This window comes from Anaerosphaera multitolerans, from assembly GCF_004006535.1.
In the GTDB taxonomy this organism is placed as follows: domain Bacteria; phylum Bacillota; class Clostridia; order Tissierellales; family Peptoniphilaceae; genus Anaerosphaera; species Anaerosphaera multitolerans.
Genome location: NZ_RLIH01000002.1, coordinates 153,714 through 169,698 on the forward strand (window position 1 = coordinate 153,714; position 15,985 = coordinate 169,698).

The following is a 15,985-nucleotide window of genomic DNA, read 5'->3' on the forward strand; positions in this document are numbered from 1 at the left end:
AAGGTCCGAAGGTTTTAATCCTGAAGAGACTATGAAGCTTAGAATAAAATCTTTAGAGCAACAAGTAGAACTTCTAAAAAAGTTCAAAGAGATGGAAAGGAACGGCTTCGGAAATAATAGTTAATCTAGTTAATGAATTTAAAGGAATAATTATAGTTAAATATACTTTAGCGCTATTTAATATAGCTAAATCCACATATAACAGACAGAAAAAAATTACAGCAATGATTAATTAAACTAAAAAGATAAATAAATATACTGCTCAAAGAATTATGCAAAAATTCAATTGCCAATGTTGAGTTAAGATTAATAAGAACTAAAAGTATATTCATCATCCAATTGTCGTTGATAATTTACTTAATAGGGATTTTAAAGCTAGTAGACCACTTAAAAAATTAACAATAAACATTACTTATCTACCATTTGGGACTAGTATGCAATATTTATCTTCTATAATAGATTTGTATAATGGCGAGATTATTGCTTATGTATTTTATATTCAGATCAAGGGGAGTATATACATAAAAGAATATCAATTACCGGTAAAGAATAAGAATATTATCATGAGTATATCTAGAAAAGACACATCAGCAAATAGAATTATTTCACTCTGTCATAAAGTCTGAAATATTCTATCAAAAACCAGAACTTAAAAGTCTTAATTTTATTTTATTACAAATTGTATTAGACAATATCAAATATTATAATGAAGTTTGAATATAAGAAAAATTATATTGTTTATCTTAATCTAGAAACCGAAACACAAAATTATTTACACTCCCAACTTCGTCCTTATTAACAGCTTAATTATTTGTCCAACTTTTTGGGGTCAGTACACTAATTTACATGCTTTTTTATTTAAGTCTCATTTTAATAGGTCAGTCCCGTCTTTATCTGATTTTTTATGTTAGCAGAACTATTAATTCTAAGTCTAATTTTTAGTTTATATTTAGATTAATTGTTTTAGGTATAGAATTGTTAATGATAAAATTGATAGAAAGTGATAAAAAGTATTTATATAAAAAACTATAGTCTTTAAGGAAGGTGTTGAAAGAGTTGTTAGATAAAAAAATAATTATATTTTCTACAACAAGTGCATTAACTGAAAGAATAAATACAGTGTTAGACTCAATTAAGAAAACTGTACCTATTTATGAAGCTACAATGAAAGAAGCCTATGAAATATCGAGAAAAATGATAAATAGTGGGACTGAAGTAATAATTTGTCGAGGTGGAACATCAGAATATTTAAGAGAACGAGTTGATATTCCTGTTGTAGATATTAGACATGGATTTCTAGATATATATAGAGCAGTTCAATCCTTAGAAGATAGAAGTGAGGAAGTTGGAATAATAGGATTTAAAAATTTATGTGAAGCAGGACAACTCTATAATAGAATTACTAATAAAAAGTTAGGTATATACAATATTAATAGAGAAGAAGATGTAGAAGAAGCTTTAATAAAAGCTGTTTCTGAGGGGAAAAAATATTTTGTGGGAGGATTTTTATTAGAAAAAGAATGTGAAAAAAGAGGTTTGACTTACATTCCTGGGGAAGCTGACGAACTATCAATTTTAAGTGCGGTAAAAGAAGCAGAGCATAATTTAAAGATTGAGGAAGAGAGAAAGACAAATTATGAAATTATTAGTGTAATATTAGAGAATATTTCTGAGGGTATAATAGCTTTTGATAGATTAGGGAATATTTATAAGATAAACAAACACATGAAAAAAATATTAGGTGAAGAAAAAGAAAAAAAAATCAGTGAAATTTTTCAAATAAAAAAGCATTTGAAAAAGAGAAAACATTCATTTAATAATATTGTGAATTATAAAAAAACAACATTGCTATATAATGTGGTACCTATTGAAATTAATCAATCGTTGAATTATATTTTAATATCTGTTCAGGAAATAAATGCGATAAAAATTGCAGAACAAAAGATTCGAGAAGAATATATAAAAAGAGGTTATTATGCAAAGCATAGTTTTAGTGATTTGTGGGGTGAAAGTGACTCTTTAGCTGAAATAATAAATAGAGCTAAAAAATACTCAAATACTGATAGTACTATATTAATAAGAGGAGAAACAGGAACTGGTAAAGAAATTTTCGCTCAAAGTATACATAATTATGGATATAGGAAAAAAGGTCCGTTTGTTGCAATTAACTGTGCAGCATTACCGCAAAATATTTTGGAAAGTGAACTATTTGGATATGTAAAGGGTGCTTTCACAGGTGCTGTTGATGAAGGGAAAAAAGGGATCTTTGAAATTGCAGATGGAGGTACAGTTTTTTTAGATGAAATAAGTGAATTGCCAATAGAGGTCCAAGGTAAATTATTAAGAGTCATTCAAGAAAAAGAAATTTGTAGATTAGGAGACAATAAAATTAGAAAAATTGATGTTAGGATAATAGTTGCATTGAATCAAGATTTAGTTAAACTTGTTGAAGAGAAAAAATTTAGAGAAGATTTGTATTATAGAATTTGTGTTTTAGAGTTGATAATTCCTCCGTTAAGAAAAAGAGATAATGATGTTTTAATTATTTTTGAAAAAGGTATTAATAATTTAAAGAATAGAAAGATTCATATTCTTGATGAGGTAAAAGATTACTTAAGAGGTTATAGTTGGCCGGGTAATGTAAGAGAAGTTTTAAATATAGTTGAGAGATTAGGTATTGAGATGGGAGATTTAAAAGAAGAGGTAACTTTGTGTGATATTAAAAAAGCTTTAACTTACAAAGAAAATATAAGTAGAGATTTGAATCAGAAAAAGCATTATAGGGAAATTAATCCTGAAATAGTAGATGAAAAGGAAAGAATATTATTTTTGCTAGAAAAAAATGAAGGAGATAGAACTAAAACTGCTTCAGATATGAATATAAGTAATACAACGCTGTGGAGAAAAATGAAAAAACATAATATATAAATTTTAAATTCAGAAGGGGAGAGTAAGGTGAAATACTTTGTATCGGGAGATGGGGAGAACTTTAAAAATATGATTGTGGATTTTTTAAAGGAGCCTAGAGATAGTATTAATATTGAAAAGCTGGAAGTGACTGTTTAATAGGAATTGAGCTTAAGTACGGGGCTAAAATTTTAAATACAGGCTTTAATATAAAATAAATGGGTATTTATTTAACATAAGGTATTAAATAGTTAAAGGAGTGTAAATATGGCAAAAGATTACCATGAACCGGAAGTTGAACTAGATGAAAAGGTTCGAGATCAAGTACGTGCAATAAACAGCTTAAAAGAAGAGATTGAGGCTGTGGATTGGTATATGCAAAGAGTTGCAGTAGCTTCAGACCAGGAATTAAAAGATATTATGTGGCATAATGCCGTTGAAGAAATGGAACATGCTATGATGACTTTAGAATGGCTTAGACGAAATATGGACGGCTGGGATGAGCAAATGAGAACTTACTTATTTACAGAAAAACCAATTCTAGAAGTTGAAGAAGAGGCAGAGGCTGAAGAAGATTCTGATGATTCCGGAACTCTTGGAATAGGAGAACTTTAGTAAAGGAGAAGTGCAATGGATGTATTGAAAAGAAATATAGCTCCCTTATCTACTGAAGCATGGTCGGAAATAGATAAGAGGGCAAAGGAAGTTATAAGAAGTATTCTTTCGGCTAGAAGAGTATTAGAAGTAAACGGACCTAAGGGATGGGATTATACTTCAATTCAAATTGGAAGGTTAAAAGATTTAGACGTTATTGAAAGAGAACATTCAGTAAGGACCGGAATTTTTGAAACTCAAAATTTAGTTGAGGCTAGAATCAGTTTTGATTTAAATAAATGGGAACTGGATAACGTTCAAAGAGGAGCTAAGGACGTAGATCTTACAAACCTTGAAAAAGCTTGTGAAGAACTTGCTAAATTTGAAGAAGACGCTATTTATAACGGATATGAAAAGGGAAATATAAAAGGTCTTAGTCAAGTTGCAGGTCATAAACTTAAATTCGGAAAAGAAGGCAATGAAATTTTAAAAGCGGTGGGAGATGGGAAATATAAATTATTTAACTCCTATGTTGAGGAACCTTTTGATTTAATAGTATCCCCTGAAGCTTACAATGCCATAAACATAGTATATGATGGCGTTTATTTAATGGATAGCATTGAAGATATTATAGGCGGTAAAATTATTAGATCTAAAGTTTTAAAAGGAGCGCTTTTAATTCCTCATAGAGATGAAGATTTGGAATTTACCGTAGGTCAGGATTTTGCCATCGGATTTGAAAGAGAGTTGGACAAGAGAGTTAGATTGTTTGTAACAGAGTCCTTTACTTTTAGAGTTTTAGATGAAAATAAAATAGTTTACTATTCAATGTAAAATAGTTTAAGAGGATGCCTGCGCATCCTCTTTTTTTATAACAAAGTTCCGTATTTTTTAATATAGATTTTTTTCATAACAGTTACCAGTACCATGTAGGAGAATATTATTACAGCAAGGTATAGAAAGTAAACCTTTGGAAGTGGTAATAAATCCAACATAGCTCCTACAGGGGTGAAAGGAATTACAGTTAAAGCTATAATTCCCAAAGCTCCCAGAATTGTTACGAAAGCAGAGGCATTACTTTGAATGAACGGAATTTTTTGAGTTCGTATCATGTGTATTACCAAAGTCTGGCTCCACATAGACTCTATAAACCAACCTGCTTGAAACATTGCCTCATAGGCGCTTTTCATATTTAAGCCCTGAAAAATTCCACTTTGTATAATGGCACTGTCGCTAATTCCTGAATATAGGACTCCCTTTGAAATAAAGGCAGGACAGATTATAAAGTACATTACCAAGTAGGTAATCCAGTCAAATATTGAACTTGTAGGTCCAATCCAAACCATAAAGGATTCAATTGATTCGGTATCCCAATTACGAGGAGTCTTAACGAATTCCTCATCTACATTGTCCCAAGGAATTGCAATACATGACAGGTCATAGATTAAGTTTAAAAATATCAACTGTATGCTGGTCATTGGTAGAAAAGGTAAAAGAGCACTGGCAGCTAAAACTGAGAACATATTTCCGAAGTTGGAAGATATGGTCATTTTAATGTACTTAATCATATTGGCATAGGTCTTTCTACCTTCAATAATTCCCTCTTCCAAGACCATTAAACTTTTTTCCAACAGAATTATATCTGCCGATTCTTTGGCAATGTCCACTGCGCTGTCTACGCTTATTCCAATGTCGGAAGTTTTAAGAGCCGAGGCATCGTTAATACCGTCGCCTAAAAATCCTACTACATGGCCGTTGTCCTTTAATATGGATACTATTTCGGCTTTTTGGTCCGGAGAAATTTTAGCAAAGACACTGGCGCTTTCAATTAATTCAGTAAGTTCAACTTTATCTAAACTTTCCAAATCCCTACCTAAAACTATTTTTTCAGTAGGTATACCCACTTCTTTACAGACATATCGTGCAACTTTTTCATTGTCCCCTGTAATTACCTTAGTAGTAACTCCATATTCCCTTAAAGCTTTTATAGCTTCTTTTGCACTTTCCTTAGGAGGATCTAAAAAAGCCAAGTAACCAAGTAAAACCATATCATCTTCATCTTTTACGCCGAAAGCTCCAACAGGGGAGGGATTTGTCTTTTGAGCAAGGGCAATTACCCTCATTCCCTTGTCATTTAAATTATCCACCACTTTCAATATGTTTTCTTTAATTTCTCTGGTAATGGGTTTTACTACTCCATTGTAATCGGCATAGGAGCATATGGACAACATTTCCTCTACAGCGCCCTTGGTAATCATTTGAGTTTTTTTATTTTTATCTTCTACAACTACGCTTAGACGGCGCCTTGAAAAATCAAAGGGAATTTCATCTACTTTTACATATGCCTCCGATAGGTCTATTAAACTCCTATCCTTTGATTCCTGTTCCTCAGTTCTCTTTATAATTGCTCTGTCCATTAGATTCTTATAGCCTGTTTGAAAGTAGCTATTTAAATAGGCGTGACGTAAGATTCTGGAACTGCTTTTGCCTTCAATATCCAAATAATATTCCAAGACTACATCATCTTCAGTAATAGTTCCCGTCTTATCAGTACACAGTACATCCATAGCTCCGAAACTTTGAATGGAGTTTAAGTTTTTAACTACTGTTTTTTTCTGAGACATTGAAACGGCACCTTTTGCAAGACAAGTGGTTACTATCATAGGCAGCATTTCAGGTGTAAGTCCAACTGCAATGGAAATTGCAAATAAAAAGGCTTGAATCCAATTTCCCTTTGTAAATCCGTTTATAAAAAATACTATGGGAACCATTATGGCCATAAATTTAATCAAAAGACGAGAAACGTCATTTACACCCTTTGTAAAACTGGTTTCAGGCTCTTCCTTAGTAATGGTTTTGGCAATGGAGCCGAAAAGAGTATTATTTCCGGTAGATACCACTATTGCCTTTGCAGTACCACTTATTACATTACTTCCCATAAAGGCAAAGATTGGATAATCTGTAATTGTACTGTAGTTATCTTCTGTCAGGGCAGCTGTTTTTTCAATTGGTTCACTTTCTCCTGTAAGGGAGGACTGACTGATAAATAAGTCCTTTGCCTCAAGAATTCTAATATCTGCTGGAACCATATCACCTGTACTAAGTTGAATGATGTCTCCTACAACTAAGTCCTCTAAAGGAATTTCAAAGGGACTATTTTTTTCGCTTCTAAAAACTGTACAAGTTGTAGTAATCATTTCCAAAAGTTTTTCTGCAGCATTTCCTGAGCGTGTTTCCTGAATAAATTGAAGTACTCCTGAAAATATAACCATAGTTAAGATTATAATAATAGTGGCATAGTTTAAATCTTCCAATGTATTAGTTTTAATAGGTATTACCACATCAGTTATTACCGATACTATAGCTAGAAATAAAAGTATAAGTGTAAAGGGATTAATAAAAGCTTCGGCAAGTCTTTTAATTAAGGACTTCTTTTCGCCGTGTTCCACTACGTTGTCGCCATATTCCCTTCTGTTTTTTAAAATCTGTTCTTCTTTAAGTCCTTTTTCATTTGTACTGTATTTTTCCAATAATTGTTCTATACTCAATTTTGAGATGTCTTTTAAAATCCTATTGGAATTTAAACTGTCAAAACCTTGAACTACATCTCTAGTTAAATTGTTTTTACCTTTGCCTATATTGTATTTGTTTTTCATTTTCATCCCTCCTAATAATGATTTGCATGACAAAAAAAGCTTTGCAAGACAAAACTTAACTTTCAAAACTAAATTAATTTAGAAAACTAAACAAACCATTATTAAGGGTGAATTTATAATTGAAAAGATAAAGAAGTAAAATCAATGGAATTCACAGCTGCATAATAAGAGTTATATTTAGTTTTTTTAATTAATAAAGTATAAAGCGGAATACAACCTCCAGAATCCATAATCTCACCCCTTAAATTAAAAAACCACCTACCTAAGGTAAGTGGACACAAGTAAAATTTATATACATATGCCGTTTGAGCTTTGACTTTATAGGGCAATGAAACTGTATTATGCCATACCTTCATGATATGGCCTGTTCAAACCAGCGATTAATGTCTCCATTAAGTTGCGGCAACAGTCCGTATCCCTATAGTAGCCTCACCTACCGGAATAATAAAAGCATACTACCTATTGGAGACTTTGTCAAGTTTTAGGATTAATCAAAGAAAATTCCATAAAAACTTTAAGAAATGGCTAAATTGTGATAGAATAACTCTAATAGTCCTTTGGGCTATAATAAAAAATTATGAAAAGGAGGCCAATTATGAGTCAAAAAGTAAAAGCTTCAACTCTACCAGGGTTTTTGGAGTTGCTACCACAGGATCAAATAATGTTTAATGAAATGATGGATACAATTAGAAGGAACTTTGAAAAACACGGTTTCTTACCTATTGATACTCCAGCAATTGAAAGATCGGAAGTACTTTTAGCTAAAGGTGGTGGAAATACTGAGAAGCAAATGTACAGATTCAAAAAGGGAGATACGGATATGTCTCTTCGTTTTGATTTAACGGTACCGTTAGCGAGGTATACCGTGGAACATTTTAATGAGCTTTCTTTTCCGTTTAGAAGATATCACATAGGTAAGGTTTACAGAGGTGAAAAGGCACAGAGAGGTCGTTTTAGAGAATTCTACCAATGTGATATAGACACTATTGGAAACGGTTCAATTGACATTGCAAATGACGCGGAATTTCCAGTTGTAATATATCACACATTTAAGGAATTGGGATTTGAAGACTTTACAATTAGAATAAATAACAGAAGATTATTAAAGGGTTTTTATGAGTCCTTAGGTATTTCCGATTCAGTGGAAGTTTTAAGAATCGTAGACAAAATAGATAAGATAGGCAAGGAAAATGTTAAGTCAGAACTTATGGAGTTGGGCTTAAACGAAGATCAAGCTGATAGAATTGTGGAATTCACTTTAATTGAAGGAAGCACAGAAGAAATATTTAAAGCTCTAGAGGATTTAAATATTGAAAATGAAATATTTAACATAGGTTTTAATGAATTAAAACAAGTTATGAATTACATTGAGGAGTATGACGTTCCAAGTAAGAATTGTGTAGTGGATTTAAAAATTGCAAGAGGATTGGACTACTATACGGGAACAGTTTATGAAACTTCTCTTGATAATTATCCAAATGTAGGTTCTGTATGCTCCGGTGGAAGGTATGATGACTTAGCAAGTCACTACACTGACAAAAAATTGCCGGGAGTTGGGCTTTCAATAGGTTTATCCAGATTGTTCTATCAATTAAATGAAGCAAAGATTATTCAGGCTAAGAAGAAGAGTTTGGTGGACTTAATAGTAATTCCAATGGACGGCTTTATAGATGCCGGAATAAGATTGGTTTCTAAATTTAGAAACAGTGGAATTGATACCATTGTCTATACGGAAGAGGGGAAACTGGGCAAGAAGTTTAAATATGCCGACGCTCTTAATATTCCATATGTAGTGGTAATTGGAGAAAATGAAGTAAAAACTGAAAGATATACTCTTAGAAATATGGAAACAGGAGATCAAGATGAACTTACTGTTGAGGAAATAGTTGAAAGATTAAAATAATTCGCTTTATAAGAGTAAAACATAGGTAACAAGGGTATATAAGTAGTGTATGAACAGGACACTATCAAATAAAATCATATTTGATAGTGTCCTTTTTACATAGATTAATAGAGAAAAGAAAGGAGATACCATGTCAGATAAAAAGATAAACGAGTTATTAAAACTCACTGCAAATCAAGTAAGAGAGGGAAAGTATAATAAGGCGATTTTAGCTCTGGGTTCCTGTGAAGCTCATGGCGAACATTTGGCAGAGGGAACGGATACTTTAGTATCCTATATGTTATCTTGCAAAGTGGCGGAGGAAGTGGAAAATCTACTGGTACTGCCTCCCGTAACTGTGGGTTACAGCAGACACTATGAGAGGTTTCCCTTTACTTTAAGTTTAAGTTATAACACTTTAATTTCTGTAATTTATGACATATTGGAGTCAACTGTAAAAAATGGAATAGATAGAATTTTTATTATGAATGGGCATGATGGAAATATTGCGCCAATAGAAGTAGCTTCAAGAAGTTTAAAGGAAAAATATCCTAATGTAAAAATAGCTACACTTGCTGCATGGTGGGTTACTGCGGGAGAAATACTTCCGAGGGGAACTTTTGAGGTTATGGATGGACAAGGTCATGCAGGAGAGGGAGAAAGTTCAATAGCTTATTATCTCTACCCTCAATGGTGTGAACCTGAATTGGCAGAAGCGGTGGTTCCGGATAACCTTCCTGAACATATAGAGATAAAGTGGGACTTTAGTGAGATTACAGACAAGGGCTTAACGGGAGATGCTACTAAGGCAACGCCGGAAAAGGGAGAAAAAATTGCGAAGGCGCTTACTGAATTAGTGGTAAAGACCCTTAGAGATTTAGATGAGAAAAATTGGAGCTACAATACTACAAATATGAATTGGAAAAGCCAAGGTGAAAGAAGGAGTAAAGAAGATGTAAACTAAGGAGGTAGGAATGACAGCTAAGTTAAAAGTATACCTAAATAAAATAAAACACAATATAGAAACTGTAGAGAAACTTTGTGGTGAAAGGGAGGTTGAAATAACAGCTGTCACTAAGATGTTCGGTTCAGATGAAACAATTTTAAAGGCCTTTCTTGAAAGCGGAATTTCAAAAATCGGAGATGCTGAAATTTCCAATTTCAAATCTCTACAGCACCTAGATGTTGAAAAGTGGGCGATTAGAATTCCCGGATTTAGTGAAGTGGAAGATATGGTCAAATATTGTGATGTTTCTTTAAATTCGGAATTGGATATTATAAAAGAAATTGAGAAGGCATCAAAAGTTCAGGGGAAAGTTCATAAAATTATATTGATGAAGGAACTGGGAGATCTTAGAGAGGGTATTTTAAGCAGAGATGAGTTTCTTAGAATTGCAGACTATGTCTTAGACAGCAAGTATGTTGAACTTTATGGTTTGGGAACTAATTTAACCTGTTTTTCCTTTGTTCAGCCCAGTGTGGATAAAATGTTGGAACTGGTGGAACTTTCCAAAGAGATATTTGGAAATAAAGAGGTACTAATAAGCGGCGGGAACTCCTCAACTATAGATTTAATGAGATGTGGAGATCTGCCCTTGGAAGTTAATAATCTAAGACTTGGAGAATCCCTCCTCTTTGGAAGAGAGGGTTCCTTTGAAAGATACGTAAAGGGAACTTATGACGATACATTTTTATTGGAAGTGGAAATTTTGGAAATTAAAGACAAGCCCTCAAAGCCCTGGGGAGAAGTGGGCTTGGACTCCTACGGCCACAAACACAGCTTCAAAGACAGCGGAGTGAGAAGGAGAGCAGTATGCGGCGTTGGGAAAAAGTCCATTGACGTGGAGGCTACCTATGCTCTTGATGAGAATATTGAGATAGTAGGTGCAAGTTCAGATCACTTGGTACTGGATATAAGTGATTCGGAAAAGAATTACAAGGTAGGAGATGTTGTTGACTTGAAGCTGGAGTATTTTTCCGCCCTAATGGCAATGCAGTCTGATTATGTAAAAAAAGAATACATATATTAATATACACTTGTAATCTTTGAATTTAAGCTTATTTAAAAAAATTTTTAAATTGTGTATAATAGTAATAGCAGGGAAATTACTAATAAGGAGAGATAAATTGGAGTTTGGTATTGACAGATTAAGGGAACTTAATCAGGAGTTTAGCAAGGACCGGGCAAATCGAATTGCACAAAATGCTGCTATGGCTAACGGAATAGAAAAAGCGGCAATAAATTTAAGTTTAAAAGAGGAGCAGAGACATAACTTTAATATTTCCTTGGAGCAAAAGGGAGTTACAGATCAAAAGAGATCAGGAAGATGTTGGATATTTTCAGCTCTCAATATGATGAGATATGAAGTGGCTAAAAACTTAAACTTAGACAACTTTGAATTTTCTCAAGTCTATCCCTTATTCTTTGACAAATTGGAAAAGAGTAACTATTTTTTAAACAGTATTTTAAAAACTTTAGATGAGAGTACGGATTCCAGACTTTTAGCCCATATTTTAAAAGATCCGATAAGTGACGGAGGTCAATGGGATATGTTTGTAGGGCTTGTAAATAAGTACGGGCTCGTTCCTAAAGAAATTATGGATGAAAATGAAAATTCCTCCAACACTAGAAAGTTAAATGAATACCTGACGAAATTACTTAGAGGATATGCAGTAAAACTTAGAAGAGCGCATAAAAATGGGCGAACAGCTGAGGAATTGGAAGAAATGGTGGAGGGATATATGAAGGAGGTCCACAGAGTACTTTCCATATCTCTTGGAACGCCACCGGAAACTTTTGACTTTGAATTTAAGGATAAAGAGGGAAACTATGTCAATGAAAAAAATATAACGCCTCTTAAATTTTATGAGAAGTATATAAATATTAACTTGGAAAAATATATTTCCATAATAAATGCGCCTACTGCAGATAAGCCCTATAATGAAACTTTTACAGTGGACTTTTTGGGATGTGTAATAGAGGAAAAGGAAATAAAGTATATAAATCTTCCAATAGAGGAGTTAAAAAAAGCTGCCATAAGCCAGTTAAAAGACGGGAAGCCCGTTTGGTTTGGATGTGATGTGGGACAGTTTTTTAACAGAAGCGGCTCTATTTTAGATATTGAATCGGTAAAGATAGATGATTTACTGGATGTTGAATTTGATATGACCAAGGAAGAAAGACTGGACTACGGTGAATCTTTAATGACTCACGCCATGGTATTTATGGGTGTTGAACTTGATAATGAGGGAAGACCTTTAAGGTGGAGAGTGGAGAATTCATGGGGTAAGGACAGTGGTAAAGACGGATATCTTGTAATGAGTGACAGTTGGTTTAATGAATATATGTACCAAGTTGTAATCGATAAAAAGTATCTGTCTCAAAGAATTTTAAAGGATTGGGAAAAGGAACCTATAAGATTAAAACCATGGGATCCTATGGGTTCCCTAGCTTAGGAGGTACTATGTATTTATTTAATAGAAAAATTTTTAAAAAAGAAAATTATGATGAGGCCTTGGAACTTATAAAAAAACTTGTAGATGAGTCTCAAAAAGAAGAGGGCTGTATAATCTATGACGTATACAGAGATTGCGACAATGAATTGGGACTTTGTATCTATGAGGAGTGGGAAGGACAGGAGTACTTGTCAGCGCATCAGGAAAGTGCACATTTTAAAGAGCTGGTTCCTAAAATAGGGGCTTTGGCAGAGGAGAAGAGCCCGGTATATAAATTTGAAAAACTGTAAATAGAACACTTTAAACATAAATTGTTTAAAGTGTTTTTTTATTTTATAATAAATAGAGGGCGGTGGTAAAATGAAAAAATTAATACTTTTTATAGCAATTGCTTTAATTGGAGTGGGAATTTACAATGGAGAATTTGCCGACGTTTTAAGTAAGGCAACGAGAATTTGCATGGAGTGTATTGGAATTGGTTAATATATTTAAAAAATCCAACAGACATTTAATCCAAGCTTTGGGAGCAGTGGCCTTTAATGGAAACTTAAGAGGATTTTTAGAAGGAAAAATCTACACCGGTCCCACAAAGGGGATTTGCGTTCCGGTACTTAACTGTTATTCCTGTCCCGGAGCTCTAGGCGCTTGTCCTATAGGTTCGCTGCAGGCAGTTCTTGGCTCGGGAGAAAAGCTGGGATTTTATGTAATAGGTTTGCTAGTACTTTTTGGAATTACTTTGGGAAGATTTTTCTGCGGTTTCCTCTGTCCCTTTGGATTTATTCAGGACTTACTTTATAAGATAAAGGTGAGAAAATTAAAAGTTCCTTCCAAAATTCACAAGGCACTTAAATTATTAAAGTATTTAATATTGTTTGTTGTAGTAATGGCACTTCCATTCATAGTGGCTGCCGGCAAAGGGTATGCAGATCCCTATTTTTGTAAGTACATCTGTCCGGCGGGAATAATTGAAGGAGCGCTACCTTTACTTTTTAAAAATGAAATTTTAAGAAGTGCTATTGGAGCGTTATTTAATTGGAAAGTCCTATTAACTCTTTTATTTATAATAAGTTCCATTTTTATATATAGGCCTTTTTGTAAATATATCTGTCCTCTTGGGGCCTTGTATGGGCTTTTTAATCCAATTTCCTTTTATAAATTGGAAGTGGATGAGGATAAGTGTATAAAATGTAATAAATGCACAAGAGCTTGTAAAATGCATATAGAACCTTATAAGGACCCAAATAGTAGAGAGTGTATAAGGTGTTTGGATTGCAAGGAAGTATGTCCCACAGGAGCTATTGAAAACAGGATAGTGTTTGGAAAAGAAAAATCTAAGTTAGGAAATATGGAAAAATAAAATAGGCAACTAGGCCTATTTTATTTTTTAATTTGGAAGTTCTATGGTGATTTTAAGTCCGGGATTATTATAGGAGAAATTTATTTTTCCACCGTGAATACTAACTATTTTTTTAGCTATTAAAATTCCAAAACCATCACTGTCGTAGGCGACTTTATTCTGTAGTTTTTCAACTGTTTTTTCATCAATACTCCCGTTGTCTTCAACAGTAATTGAAAAAGCAGTCTTAAGTTTATTTAAAGTAACTTCAACATCACATTTATCGTTGTGTTTAACACTGTTTAAAATAAGATTTCTAAAAAGTCTTTCCAATAGAGTTTTATTGCCAAAATAGGAATAAGAGTCTTTTCCTACATTTAATTTAAAACTGTAGCCTTCATATACGTTCATAATATCCACTATTACTTTTCGAAGCAGCACATCTAAATAAAATGTTTCTCTTTCCACTTCATCTTTTAAATTTAAAGAATATGTTAAATTTAAGTTTGAAAGTATATCTTGAATTAAGAGGACATTATCTTCAATAATTTCAAACTTGTCATCATCATATTTATTATTTAAAGCTTGGGAAGTTCCTAAAATTACAGTTAAGGGGGTTCTAATATCATGACTTACTCCCCTTATCCATCTTTCGCTTTCAATTTTGTTTCTTTCAATGATTTCTGAAGTTTTATTTAAAGCCTCTTTAATTTCAAGGAGATTTCCCCTTTCTTCAAGTTCAATACTTTTATTTTCAGAAAGATTTCTAAGGCTGTCAGTTATAGGAGTGATTTCATTTAAAAGTTTTTTCTTGGAGTAGAAGAACATAATAAAGATAGCTATTAAATCAATTAAAATTATGCCTATAAATCCTAGGAATATATATTTAAAGGAAAAATAATTATAGTAGTTAGAAGGAAATTTATCGTAGCTTCCCCTGGGAAAACCTAAAACCAAAACTTTGTCATCTTCAATAAAACTAAAAACAGGATAATCATCTAAGTACCAACGAGTGAACTTTACTACATCAGTAAGGGTATATTTTTTATTTAAAGTTTCAGGTAAGTTGTAGCTTTTAAAAATTTCGCCGTTACTTTGCAATACCATTGCCCAAGTGTTATTGGCCTTTAATAAATTCTTAGACTTAATGGAAAAGTCGGAAGAATCATTTATTTCGGTTTTTAAATTGTAATATATATTTTGGGGTGTGTTTTTTACAACGCTGTCAAGAGGATCTGTATATAGGATAAAAATAAAAAGGAAAAAGTTTAAAAATAGCAATCCTAAAAGCAATCCGAAAAATTTCAATAAATTTCTTGAAAAATATTTTACAATACTCATAAATTCACCCTTAATTTATATCCAAGTCCCTTATAGGTAACAAGGCTTTTTGGTTTTGAGGGATTTTTTTCAATTTTTTCTCTTATTTTTCTAATATGAGCCATTAGAGAATTTTCGTATCCGAAATATTCCTCTCCCCAAACGGAATTGAGAATTCCGTCAATAGTTACAATTTTATTTTTATTTTCATATAGGAGCCTTAAAATTTTATATTCCTTTGCAGTAAGTTCAAACTCTACTCCCTCTTTGATTACAATTGCTTTTTCAAAGTCGATTTTTGAATCTTCTAAGTTGAGAATTTTTCTGTCAGTACCATAAGTTCTGTTTAAAATAGCTTTAATCCTCAAAACTAACTCCTTAGCTAAAAAAGGTTTTACCATATAATCATCAGCACCAAGATTAAAGCCCTCATATTGATTTTCCATATCTGCCAAAGCGGATAGAAATAATACGGGAATATTACTGGTTTTTCTAATATAATTTATAATTTCAAAACCTGAACCGTCGGGAAGTAATATGTCCAAAATAGCCATGTGGGGTTGGTGTTGCTTAAATTCTTCAATGGCATTTGTTTTATTTTTGGCAAAGTATAGATTTTGAAAACCTTCTGCTCTTAATGTATCTTCAATTAAATTTAAAATTTGAACTTCATCGTCAACTATTAGAATTTTTTTATTTAATATTTCCATAATACACCTCGGATAAAGTATACCATTTTCCGTAAGTTTAATATAAGAATTGGAAAGATTTAAGGTGAATTTAAGGTTGAGTAAATGTAGATTTAAGAATGATTTTTTAAACTGTAATCAAGGA

The 15,985-nt window shown here is 32.6% G+C and carries 13 protein-coding genes and 1 riboswitch; of the genes, 10 read left to right on the plus strand and 3 right to left on the minus strand.

The features are described from left to right. The first annotated feature begins 1,056 nt into the window (after positions 1-1,056). From EF514_RS02080 to EF514_RS02090, 3 genes are all read left to right on the plus strand, one after another. On the plus strand, positions 1,057-2,928 hold the full coding sequence (locus EF514_RS02080) for a sigma-54-dependent Fis family transcriptional regulator (protein WP_127723328.1): 1,872 nt from the start codon (positions 1,057-1,059) through the stop codon (positions 2,926-2,928). A gap of 246 nt (positions 2,929-3,174) precedes the next feature. Continuing rightward, complete coding sequence (locus EF514_RS02085) at positions 3,175-3,522, plus strand: encapsulin-associated ferritin-like protein (protein ID WP_127723330.1); 348 nt, start codon at positions 3,175-3,177, stop codon at positions 3,520-3,522. A 15-nt stretch (positions 3,523-3,537) separates the two neighbouring features. After that, positions 3,538-4,335: a family 1 encapsulin nanocompartment shell protein gene (locus tag EF514_RS02090; protein ID WP_127723332.1), complete on the plus strand. Its 798-nt coding sequence runs from the start codon at positions 3,538-3,540 to the stop codon at positions 4,333-4,335. 35 nt (positions 4,336-4,370) lie between these two features. Here the strand turns inward: EF514_RS02090 and mgtA are convergent, their stop codons facing one another. Continuing rightward, entirely contained in the window at positions 4,371-7,157 is a 2,787-nt protein-coding gene (mgtA, locus tag EF514_RS02095; protein ID WP_127723334.1) for a magnesium-translocating P-type ATPase, read from the minus strand. A 293-nt stretch (positions 7,158-7,450) separates the two neighbouring features. Continuing rightward, positions 7,451-7,605: riboswitch (M-box (ykoK) riboswitch) on the minus strand. A 147-nt stretch (positions 7,606-7,752) separates the two neighbouring features. Between mgtA and hisS the strand changes: the two genes are divergently transcribed. The 7 genes from hisS to EF514_RS02125 all read left to right on the plus strand — a co-directional run bounded on the left by hisS (position 7,753) and on the right by EF514_RS02125 (position 13,852). After that, the gene (gene hisS / locus EF514_RS02100; RefSeq protein ID WP_127723336.1) at positions 7,753-9,060 is read left to right on the plus strand and encodes a histidine--tRNA ligase; all 1,308 of its coding nucleotides are present in this window, start codon (positions 7,753-7,755) and stop codon (positions 9,058-9,060) included. 130 nt (positions 9,061-9,190) lie between these two features. Then, on the plus strand, positions 9,191-10,003 hold the full coding sequence (locus tag EF514_RS02105; protein WP_127723338.1) for a creatininase family protein: 813 nt from the start codon (positions 9,191-9,193) through the stop codon (positions 10,001-10,003). Between the two features lie 10 nt (positions 10,004-10,013). Beyond that, entirely contained in the window at positions 10,014-11,069 is a 1,056-nt protein-coding gene (locus tag EF514_RS02110; RefSeq protein WP_127723340.1) for an alanine/ornithine racemase family PLP-dependent enzyme, read from the plus strand. A gap of 97 nt (positions 11,070-11,166) precedes the next feature. Further along, positions 11,167-12,495 (plus strand): C1 family peptidase, encoded by a 1,329-nt coding sequence (locus tag EF514_RS02115; protein WP_127723342.1) that lies wholly within the window; start codon positions 11,167-11,169, stop codon positions 12,493-12,495. 8 nt (positions 12,496-12,503) lie between these two features. Further along, on the plus strand, positions 12,504-12,785 hold the full coding sequence (locus EF514_RS02120; protein ID WP_127723344.1) for a putative quinol monooxygenase: 282 nt from the start codon (positions 12,504-12,506) through the stop codon (positions 12,783-12,785). 70 nt (positions 12,786-12,855) lie between these two features. Next, positions 12,856-12,978, plus strand: coding sequence for a CD1871A family CXXC motif-containing protein (locus tag EF514_RS10965; RefSeq protein ID WP_276317157.1), 123 nt, complete (start codon positions 12,856-12,858; stop codon positions 12,976-12,978). Then, complete coding sequence (locus EF514_RS02125; RefSeq protein ID WP_127723500.1) at positions 12,971-13,852, plus strand: 4Fe-4S binding protein; 882 nt, start codon at positions 12,971-12,973, stop codon at positions 13,850-13,852. Before EF514_RS10965 ends, EF514_RS02125 begins: the two co-directional genes overlap by 8 nt. A 27-nt stretch (positions 13,853-13,879) precedes the next feature. Here the strand turns inward: EF514_RS02125 and EF514_RS02130 are convergent, their stop codons facing one another. Next, positions 13,880-15,172: a sensor histidine kinase gene (locus EF514_RS02130; RefSeq protein WP_127723346.1), complete on the minus strand. Its 1,293-nt coding sequence runs from the start codon at positions 15,170-15,172 to the stop codon at positions 13,880-13,882. Next, a complete protein-coding gene (locus EF514_RS02135; RefSeq protein WP_127723348.1) occupies positions 15,169-15,861 on the minus strand; it encodes a response regulator transcription factor in 693 nt (230 codons plus the stop codon). The genes EF514_RS02130 and EF514_RS02135 overlap by 4 nt, the downstream gene beginning before the upstream one ends. Positions 15,862-15,985: the final 124 nt, after the last annotated feature.